Annotated in this window: 8 protein-coding genes and 1 other RNA gene; 4 read left to right on the top strand and 5 right to left on the bottom strand. The window is 71.6% G+C overall.

The annotated features are described in order from the left end of the window. Window positions 1-415: ribonuclease HI family protein (locus tag D7V93_RS31435; RefSeq protein ID WP_244237632.1), on the top strand; the 415-nt coding region annotated here is incomplete at its 5' end. 6 nt (window positions 416-421) lie between these two features. Here D7V93_RS31435 and D7V93_RS31430 read toward each other — a convergent pair. Then, window positions 422-1,195, bottom strand: a complete 774-nt coding sequence (locus tag D7V93_RS31430) for a tRNA(His) guanylyltransferase Thg1 family protein (RefSeq protein WP_120646895.1) — start codon at window positions 1,193-1,195, stop codon at window positions 422-424. A 72-nt stretch (window positions 1,196-1,267) separates the two neighbouring features. Next, entirely contained in the window at window positions 1,268-2,116 is an 849-nt protein-coding gene (locus tag D7V93_RS31425) for a formylglycine-generating enzyme family protein (protein ID WP_120646894.1), read from the bottom strand. Between the two features lie 93 nt (window positions 2,117-2,209). On the opposite strand from D7V93_RS31425, the gene rnpB reads away from it, so the two are divergent. Then, window positions 2,210-2,603: RNase P RNA component class A (gene rnpB / locus D7V93_RS31420), an RNA gene on the top strand. A 10-nt stretch (window positions 2,604-2,613) separates the two neighbouring features. Here the strand turns inward: rnpB and D7V93_RS31415 are convergent. Continuing rightward, the gene (locus tag D7V93_RS31415) at window positions 2,614-3,177 is read right to left on the bottom strand and encodes a hypothetical protein (RefSeq protein ID WP_120646893.1); all 564 of its coding nucleotides are present in this window, start codon (window positions 3,175-3,177) and stop codon (window positions 2,614-2,616) included. 169 nt (window positions 3,178-3,346) lie between these two features. Between D7V93_RS31415 and ftsY the strand changes: the two genes are divergently transcribed. Further along, complete coding sequence (ftsY, locus tag D7V93_RS31410) at window positions 3,347-4,621, top strand: signal recognition particle-docking protein FtsY (protein WP_244237631.1); 1,275 nt, start codon at window positions 3,347-3,349, stop codon at window positions 4,619-4,621. 18 nt (window positions 4,622-4,639) lie between these two features. Here the strand turns inward: ftsY and D7V93_RS31405 are convergent, their stop codons facing one another. Further along, window positions 4,640-6,454, bottom strand: a complete 1,815-nt coding sequence (locus D7V93_RS31405) for a M1 family aminopeptidase (protein WP_120646891.1) — start codon at window positions 6,452-6,454, stop codon at window positions 4,640-4,642. Window positions 6,455-6,505: 51 nt separating this feature from the next. Between D7V93_RS31405 and D7V93_RS31400 the strand changes: the two genes are divergently transcribed. Continuing rightward, the gene (locus D7V93_RS31400) at window positions 6,506-7,105 is read left to right on the top strand and encodes a hypothetical protein (RefSeq protein WP_167509520.1); all 600 of its coding nucleotides are present in this window, start codon (window positions 6,506-6,508) and stop codon (window positions 7,103-7,105) included. Between the two features lie 37 nt (window positions 7,106-7,142). On the opposite strand, the gene D7V93_RS31395 is transcribed toward D7V93_RS31400, so the two are convergent. After that, on the bottom strand, window positions 7,143-8,135 hold the full coding sequence (locus tag D7V93_RS31395) for a PEGA domain-containing protein (RefSeq protein ID WP_120646889.1): 993 nt from the start codon (window positions 8,133-8,135) through the stop codon (window positions 7,143-7,145). Between the last annotated feature and the right edge of the window lie 128 nt (window positions 8,136-8,263).

Below are 8,263 nucleotides of genomic sequence, written 5' to 3'. Positions count from 1 at the left end.
GGGCGGAGCGCTGAGCCGCGTGCGCGTCTATTCAGACGGAGCGGCGCGGGGCAACCCGGGGCCGGCCGGCGCGGGCGCGGTGCTGATGGACGCGGAGGGCGCGGTGGTGGCGCGCCTGGGCCGGTTCCTGGGCACGCAGACGAACAACTACGCCGAGTACATGGGGCTGCTGCTGGGCCTCCAGCACGCGCGCAGCCTGGGCGCGCGCGAGGTGGAGGTGTACGCCGACAGCGAGCTGCTCATCCGGCAGTTGGACGGGCGCTACCAGGTGAAGAGCCCCACGCTGAAGCCCTTGTTCCTGGAGGCGAAGAAGCTGCTCGCGACCTTCGGCAAGGTGAAGCTCGCCCACGTGCCGCGCGCGCAGAACGCCGAGGCGGATGAGATGAGCAACCGCGCCATCGACGAGCGGATGTAGCCCGCGCTACCGCGCCCCTTCTGGAGCGTCCAGGAACGACTGGATGAAGGCGCCGTACGCGTCCTGCACCGGCAACTCGAAGTCGACCTTGATGCGACGGCGCTGCGCGGCCACGGCCTGGCCCGTCCTCGGGTCGGCGGCGTCCTTCGCGTACATCTCCCAGGAGAGCCCCGTCCCCCGCCTCTGCCAGGCCGGCAGTTCGTGGAACTCCACGCCCCGCTGGAGGAGGAGGTCCTTCTTCTGCGCCGCCGACAGGCGCCGCAACGCGCTCGTGGCCGCTTCCACGTCCTGACCCTCGCGGCGCAGGCTCCAGTAGCAGTGCGAGTTCAGCGCATTGCGGTGCGCGTCCTCGCTGCGCCAGCGGAAGTAGTCGCGCACGTGCTCCGCGCTCGGCAATTCGCAGATGCGGCAGTCGAACGCGGCCAGGTCGCCCAGAAGGAGGGAGAACTTCGCGCTGGCCTCGCCCGCGAGGAGGGAGTTGAGCTTCCGCGTCTTCCTGCCGAACGCGTCCTCCTCCGGATGGAACAGCAGGGATATCTCATCGCTCTGGGTGTAGCCGTAGAGCACCCGGAAGCCGCGGTCCATCAGGTGCCCGGTCGTCGAGACCATCAGGTCCCGGACGCGGACGTCGAAGGGGCTCTCGAACCGGTGGACCTCCTTCGTCAGCCGCGTGAAGCCGCGACCATCGAGGCGCGCCACGATGTGGACCCCGGGCAGCACGCACAGGTCATGCGCGGTCTCGAAGACGCGCATCTTCTCGTCGAGCGCATCGAACTTCACGTTGCCACTCCTCCACGACTCATTGCGCGCGAGCGCGTCCGCGACACGGGGGCGTCGGCGGGCGGCGCGAGGTCAGGGCCTGCGCACGCAGCGGAAGCCGACTCCGGTCAGACCGTTCTGGGGATACGACAGCCCGCGATGGGCGGACCGGAACAGGGACGGTACGTGGTTGAGCCAGGAGCCTCCGCGATGCACGGGCTTCGCCGGAACCTCGGAGGGCGCGGCCGCCCCCTCCGCCCCCAGGTGTTCCTGATACGCGGTCGCGGTCCACTGCCACACGTTCCCCGCCATGTCGCAGAGGCCCCAGGCATTGCATCGCGCTCCTGCCTGGACGACCGGGGCCGTGCCCCCACCGCAGCCCCGCGTGGCACACGCCACCGAGCCCACCACGTGTTCCGCGTCGAATGACGCCCCCCACCAGTAGGCCGTGGTGGTCGAGGCTCGCGCGGCGTACTCCCACTCCGCTTCGGTGGGCAGCGCGCCACCGACCAGCTCGCAGTACGCGCGCGCCGCACGCCAGTCCACGCAGTTCACCGGATGATCCACGCGCGGAGATGACAGGTTGCACCTGCCCAGCCACATCCCGGGCGTCTGCGCGTCGGTCCACCAGCGAGCTTGAGGGTCCCTCGCACGCACCTGCTCCTGACGCGCCGCGAACGCCTGGGTGGTGACGGGCGTGACGTCCATCTCGAACCGCTCGAACGCCAGCTCAGTCCGAGGCCCCTCGTCCACGTCACGCCCGGACTCCCCCGCCGGAGACCCCATTTCAAAGCGCCCGGCAGGCAGCCACACCGTTCCCCGGGAGGGACCCTCGTGCCCGGGTGTCGGCGCATCGGGCACGACCACCTTGCTGCCCACGGCACCACAGCTCAGGACCCACGGGATGAAGATGGCACTTGAGCGGAAGAGAAGACGGGTCATGCGAAGGGCTCCTGGCCTCGCGAGCGCTCCCTGAACTTCCTGCCTTGCCGACAGTGGACCCGCGAGGACGCGTGTTGTATCCCCTTGAGTGCCGGAGCGGTCCGGGTGAACGCCGGCCATCGCAGGCATGGATGGCGGGAGGAAAGTCCGGGCTCCACAGGGCAGGGTGCTGGCTAACGGCCAGTCGAGGCGACTCGCAGGAAAGTGCCACAGAAAACAGACCGCCTGTCCTCGCAAGGGGGCGGGTAAGGGTGAAACGGTGCGGTAAGAGCGCACCGCGTCCGGGGTGACTCGGACGGCTCGGTAAACCCCACCTGGAGCAAGAGCCAATAGGAACGCGTCCCCGCAAGGGGACAGGGATGGCCCGTCCTACGCGTTCGGGTTGCTCGCTGATGAGGTCCCTGGGCAACCAGGGCCCTAGATGAATGTTCATCGCCCATCCCGAAAGGGGTGGGGACAGAACCCGGCTTACAGGGCCGCTCCGGTTTTTTTCCCTGTCATCCGCCCACGGGGACCTGCGCCAGCAGCAGGCGCCCCTTGCCGTCGTTGCGCACCGCCTGCGGGTTGGTGAGGGGAAGCCGCACGTCGTTGCGCGGCTCCCACAACCCCATCCACACGTTCACCGCGCGCGGCGTGGCCCCCTGCGGCAGGGCGATGATGAACTCGTCCTTCACCGTCTCCCCCACCTTCCACTGCGTCGTGGGGTACAGCCCGCCCGCAGGCTTGTGGTCCACGTTGAGCCGCTCCATGCGACCGTCCGCGTCCTCCAGGTGGACGAAGACGAGGTAGTCCTCCTCCAGCGGCTGGAGCACCTTGAAGAAGACGGTGACGCGCGCCTGGTCCCCCGTGGGGATGCGGCCCGGCTGCACCGACGCCCCCACCACCTCCACCTTCCCGCCCAGGTTGGCGCCGCTGCGGATGGACAGCGGGGGCACCTGGGTGACGGTGGCCGCGCGGCGCTCCTCGGGGCTCGCGCCTCCGGGCGCTTCCACGATGCAGGCGCTGGACGTGCCCAGCAGGACGGTGGCGGACAGCAGGACGTTCAGGGGTGGAAGGCGCATGGCGGAGGGCCGTTCTAGCCGGCCACGGGCGCTGCATCCAACTGCGTGTTGGTGTATGCGGAGCGGCGATGAAGACCCCGAACGCCCTCGACGCACTGCTCGCGCAGGTGCCCCCCGCAAGGTCCCGACGGAGGCGCCGCAGCTTCCCGCCGAGCGCCCCGAGCTGCGCGTGGAGCTGCCGCCCTCCGACACGGAGCTGGCCCTGCGCCGGGAGGCGGAGGACGCCCACGCCCGCACCGAGGACTTGCGCCGCCAGCGTGAGCAGGCCTCGCTCACCGCCCGCGCCACGAAGGACGCCGCCGAACGCGCCCACCTGGAGTCGGAGGTCCGCGCCCTCAAGGACCGCGAGGAGGAGGCCAAGCGCGTCGAGTACCGCGCCAAGAAGGCCGTCGACGACGAGACGCGCGAGCGCCGCAAGCGGGAGCAGGCCGAGGCCGTGCGCCTGCGCGACGAAGCGCGCGCCCAGGAGGAGGCCCGGGCGGAGGCCGCCCGTCAGGCCGAGGCCGCCGCCGCGCGCGCCAAGGTGGAGGCCGAAGGGGGCCGGACGCTCGCGCAGGGCCTGGACCGCACGAAGAGCCAGGGCTTCATGGCGAAGCTCAACGGCCTGTTCGGCCAGCAGCGCGCGGTGGACGAGTCCGTGCTCGCGGAGCTGGAGGAGATCCTCTTCACCGCCGACATCGGAGTGAAGACCGCCAACCACCTGGTGGAGGTGGCGCGCGAGAAGTTGAAGCGCAAGGAGCTGAGCGACCCGGAGCGCATCAAGGGCGTCATCCGCGAGGAGGTCGCGCGGATGGTGGACCTGCCGGTGCCCCGCTCGCTGGAGGGCGGTGGCCCGCCGCACGTGGTGATGGTGGTGGGCGTCAACGGCGCCGGGAAGACGACGACCATCGGCAAGCTGGCCGCGCAGCTCACCGGCCAGGGCAAGAAGGTGGTGCTCGCCGCGGGCGACACCTTCCGCGCCGCCGCCACCGAACAGCTCGACGTGTGGGCCGAGCGCGCCGGCGCGCAGCTCGTGAAGGGCACCGACGGCGGCGACCCGGGCGCGGTCGTCTTCGAGGCGGTGAAGAAGGCCCAGGCGGAAGGCGCCAGCGTCATCATCGCGGACACCGCGGGCCGGCTGCACACCAAGGCGCCCCTCATGGAGGAGCTCAAGAAGGTCAAGCGCGTGATGGACAAGGCGCTGCCCGGCGCACCCCACGAGGTGCTGCTCGTGCTGGACGCCACCAACGGGCAGAACGCCATCATGCAGGCCAAGCAGTTCCACGAGGCCGTGGGCGTCTCCGCCATCGCGCTCACCAAGCTGGACGGCACCGCCAAGGGCGGCGTCATCATCGGCATCTGCGACGAGCTGAAGCTGCCGGTGGTCTGGGTGGGCGTGGGCGAGAAGATCGCCGACCTGCGCCGCTTCGAGCCGCGCGAGTTCGTGCAGGCCCTGTTCGACTGACCGCGGGCCCCAGGGCCGTCACTGTCCCATGAGCTGGGGCAGGAGTTCCTCCAGGAGCTGCTGCGTCTGGGCGTCCAGCTTCACGTCGCCCAGGCCGCCGCCCATGGCGCCCATCAGCCCCTGCAGGTCCCCGGCGCCCAGGTCCTCGTCGCCGTGGGTCTCCTCCCACCAGCGCGTGCGCAGCTTCCCCAGCGCCTTCGCGTGCGTCGGGCTCGCCTTCACCAGCTCCTGCGTGAAGCACGTCCTGCACGCCCACTTGAAGCGGTACGTGTCCACGTACGCGCGCAGGGCCTTGAAGAAGGCCTCGTCCCCGATGAGCCGGCGCGACGCGTGGTGCAGCAGCGGCGCCTTGCCGTACACGAGCGCGCCGTACTCCAGCGCGCCGCCCGTGAAGTCGCCCACGGGCCGGTCCGCTCTCCCGTCCTGCCCTCCCGACATGCGGAAGAACTGGTAGGGCATCACGAAGGCCTCCTGCTTCAGCGCCGCGGCCGTCTCCACGCCGTGGGTGAACTCCATGTAGAGGAGCGCGGCGTACTGGGCCAGGGACTCGTCCACCACCGGATCATGGATGGGGTCCGAGCCCACGAGCCCCGCGAAGTACTGGTGCGCCACCTCGTGCGCCACGGTGAACTCCAGCGTGCGCTCCAGCGACGCGCCCACCTGCGCCAGCATCCCCGCGCCCTGCGCGCCCAGGAACTCCTGCAGCGCCTCCATGCCGGGCATGCCCGCGAGCACCTGCACCGGATCCGCCCCGGCGCGGTAGAGCGACGTCGCCACCGTGACGAGCCCGGGGAACTCCATGCCGCCCGCGCCCCCGCTCAGCGGCGCCTGCACCACGCGGAAGTGGGTGTAGGGCAGCGGGCCCAGGCGCTTCTCGAACTCCGCCAGCGCCTGCGACGCGTACTTCAGCACGCGCTTGCCGGCTGCCGCGTCCTGGGGCGCGAAGTGGCTCTCCACCGTGACGCCGTTCACCGTGGCGGTGGCCACCTGGTAGCCACGCGTCACCAGCACCGGGAAGTCGCGCACCGCCGCGGCCGCGAAGCTGTAGCGCACGCGGCCATCGCGCTCGGGCACCTCGCCCAGCGGCGTCCCGGTGGCGTGCGCCGCCCAGCCCGTGGGCACGGTGAGCGTGGCCAGCACGTGCGCGGGCTCGTACAGCGCCAGGTCCCCCATCCCCTGCGGGCCGTCCCACGGCTGGCCCCGGTCATCCAGGGGCGGCACCTGGGGCACCACGCCCACCAGGCTCACCACGTCCGCCGTGGCGGAGAAGGCCCCGTGGTCCTCCGCGCCGCCCTTCGCGCCGCCACCTCCCAGAAGGCTGCCCGCACCGCCCATCAACGACTCCGCGCCCGGCGCCGCCCGGGGCACCGTGCCCTTCACCGCGACCTCCAGCGACACCGCGCCGCCCGGGGGCACCGGTGGCTCCACCGCCACGCGCTGCAACGTGGGCTCCGGCCCCGGCTCCAGCGCCACGGCCTTCCCGTTGAGCTTCGCGCCGGAGAGCGTCACCTGCCGCGAGCGGGCATTGGGCGTCAGCCGCAGGTACAGCTCCGTGAGAGGCTGAGGGCCCTTCGCCACCAGCTCCACCTGCACCTTGCCCTGGACGCGCCGCTCCTTCGGCTCCACCTCCAGCTGCACGCGGTAGCGCGGCAGGGAATCCAGCGGCCCCAGCGCCCGCGCGGCTTTCTCCCGCTCCGAGGGCTTCAGGTGTTGGAGGCAGAGCTGGACCTCTGGAGACAGGCTCGGTGACGGGCCGGGCGCAGGGGGAGGGGCCGCGGCGGCAGGGACTGCGACGAGCACGCACAGCAGCCACCATCCGGGGAGGGTCCGCATGGGGGGCATGCTAATTGACCCGCTCCAGGGCCGCTCGCTACAAGCCTCCGGGTGCTCCGTCCGCGAACGTTGACCCTCACCGCCGCCGTCAGCCTCCTGTCCGCCTGTGCCGCCCGGCAGGCGCCGCCGCCCACCGTCGCGGCGCCGCCCCAGCCCCGCTCGGTCCGCCTGCTGTCCAACACTCCCGAGCGGGAGACGGCGCGCCTGGAGAAGCGGCGCGAGGACGTGGAGGTGGACACGCGCGAGGGCGAGCGCACGCCCCGCATCGTCGCCACCGCGGAGACGCAGCCACTTCGACTGGACGGCGCGCAGGCCCGCCTCTGCGGCGACGAGGCGTGCACCCAGGGCTTCGCCGTGGACAACTTCCTGCTGCTGGAGGTGCTGGACGCGAAGGGGAAGGTGTCGCGCCGCGCCGCGGTGGGCTTCACCGACAGCGTCTTCATCGGCAACGAGCAGGTGGACAACCTGGGCCGGCGCGCCTTCACCTTCGAGCCCAACGAGGTGGACATCACCAGCCTGCTGCCGGAGTCGGAGCCGTTCCGCCTCCGCGCCACCGCGCTGGACTTCTGGGGCGTGGGCCGGGTGACGGAGCTGTTCCTGCGGCTGGAGCCGGGCGCGGGCCGCGGCGAGGACGACCTGCGGGGCCAGTAGGCGGCCCCGCGCGTCCTCACCTCAGGCAAGCCGGGCGTCAGAAGCGCAGGGCGCCCGCGGGAGTCCCCGTGCGCAGGCCCGCGCCAATGACGGCGTCGCACTGCCCGCCGCAGACGTCCTTGTTCGCGTCGAGCTTCGCCGGGCCCTGGGTCACGGCGTAGGCGCCCACGCCCGCCGCGGCCACCACGCCCACGCCCGCCCAGACGTACCAGCGCTGGTACCACGCCTTGCTGGTGCTCTCCTTCACCTCCGGCGGCTGCTCCGTGCCCAGCGCCAGGCCCGGCGACTCCACCAGCTCCGTGGGGGAGGCCTTCGGCTCCAGCACCGGCGTGCGCGGCACATCCGACTCCGCCGAGGCCACTGCCGCGGGGCGCAGGCGGCCCTCGACGACGTAGAGCTGGCCGGCGCGCACGATGATGTTCTTCACGTCCTTGAGCCCCGGGGCCCGGAACTCGATTTCGTGCTGCCCGGGCTTGATGGGCATGTTGTCGATGGGCGTGACGCCCACGCGCACTCCGTCCACCAGCACCGTGACGCGCGGCACGTCCGACGTCACGGTGGCGAACCCCGTCGCCGCCTCCAGCGACACCGTCACGTCCGTCGTCTCGCCCGGCGCCACCATGACGCGCTGGGTGAAGTCCGAGTAGCCCAGCCTGCGGGCCACGACCGTGTGCTCGCCCGGCGCCAGCTCCAGCGGCGTCTGCGGGTTCACCTCCTGGTCGTCCACGGTGACCTTCGCGCCGCGCGCGTTGCTGCCCAGCTTGAAGGCCAGGAGGGACTTCTCGGGCTCGGGGGCGACCGCGGGCGTCTTGCCCGGCTTGCCCTTGCGCGTGCCCAGCCGCTCCTTCTTGGGCACGGGCTTGCGCTTCGTCGTCGTCGTCTTCGGCTTCGCCGGCTTGGACTTCGCCTTGGACTTCGCGGGCTTTTCGTCCACGGGCGCGAGGAGATCATCGTCGTCCTGGGCAAAGACCCCGGACGGAATCGCCAGGGCGGCGACCAGCGAAAGGACGGCGAAGCGGCGAAGGCTCATGTCGTTCCGAAGGTTAGAGAGTCATCCCAGGGGAAGCAAACACCGTCCCACCCGGTCGTCGGTTGGGAGAATATCCGCGCCCCATGCACCGCGCCCTCGTCACCCTCCCCCTCGGCCTCTGTGTCCTC

The organism is Corallococcus llansteffanensis (assembly GCF_003612055.1).
GTDB lineage: Bacteria > Myxococcota > Myxococcia > Myxococcales > Myxococcaceae > Corallococcus > Corallococcus llansteffanensis.
Note: the sequence above shows the minus strand (reverse complement) of the source record. Positions and strands in the feature narration are given on the sequence as shown.

Coding starts and splice junctions, on each gene's coding strand:
- D7V93_RS31395 (WP_120646889.1), bottom strand. CDS start 8,135: ATGAGCCTTCGCCGCTTCGCCGTCCTTTCGCTGGTCGCCGCCCTGGCG.
- D7V93_RS31415 (WP_120646893.1), bottom strand. CDS start 3,177: ATGCGCCTTCCACCCCTGAACGTCCTGCTGTCCGCCACCGTCCTGCTG.
- D7V93_RS31405 (WP_120646891.1), bottom strand. CDS start 6,454: ATGCGGACCCTCCCCGGATGGTGGCTGCTGTGCGTGCTCGTCGCAGTC.
- D7V93_RS31425 (WP_120646894.1), bottom strand. CDS start 2,116: ATGACCCGTCTTCTCTTCCGCTCAAGTGCCATCTTCATCCCGTGGGTC.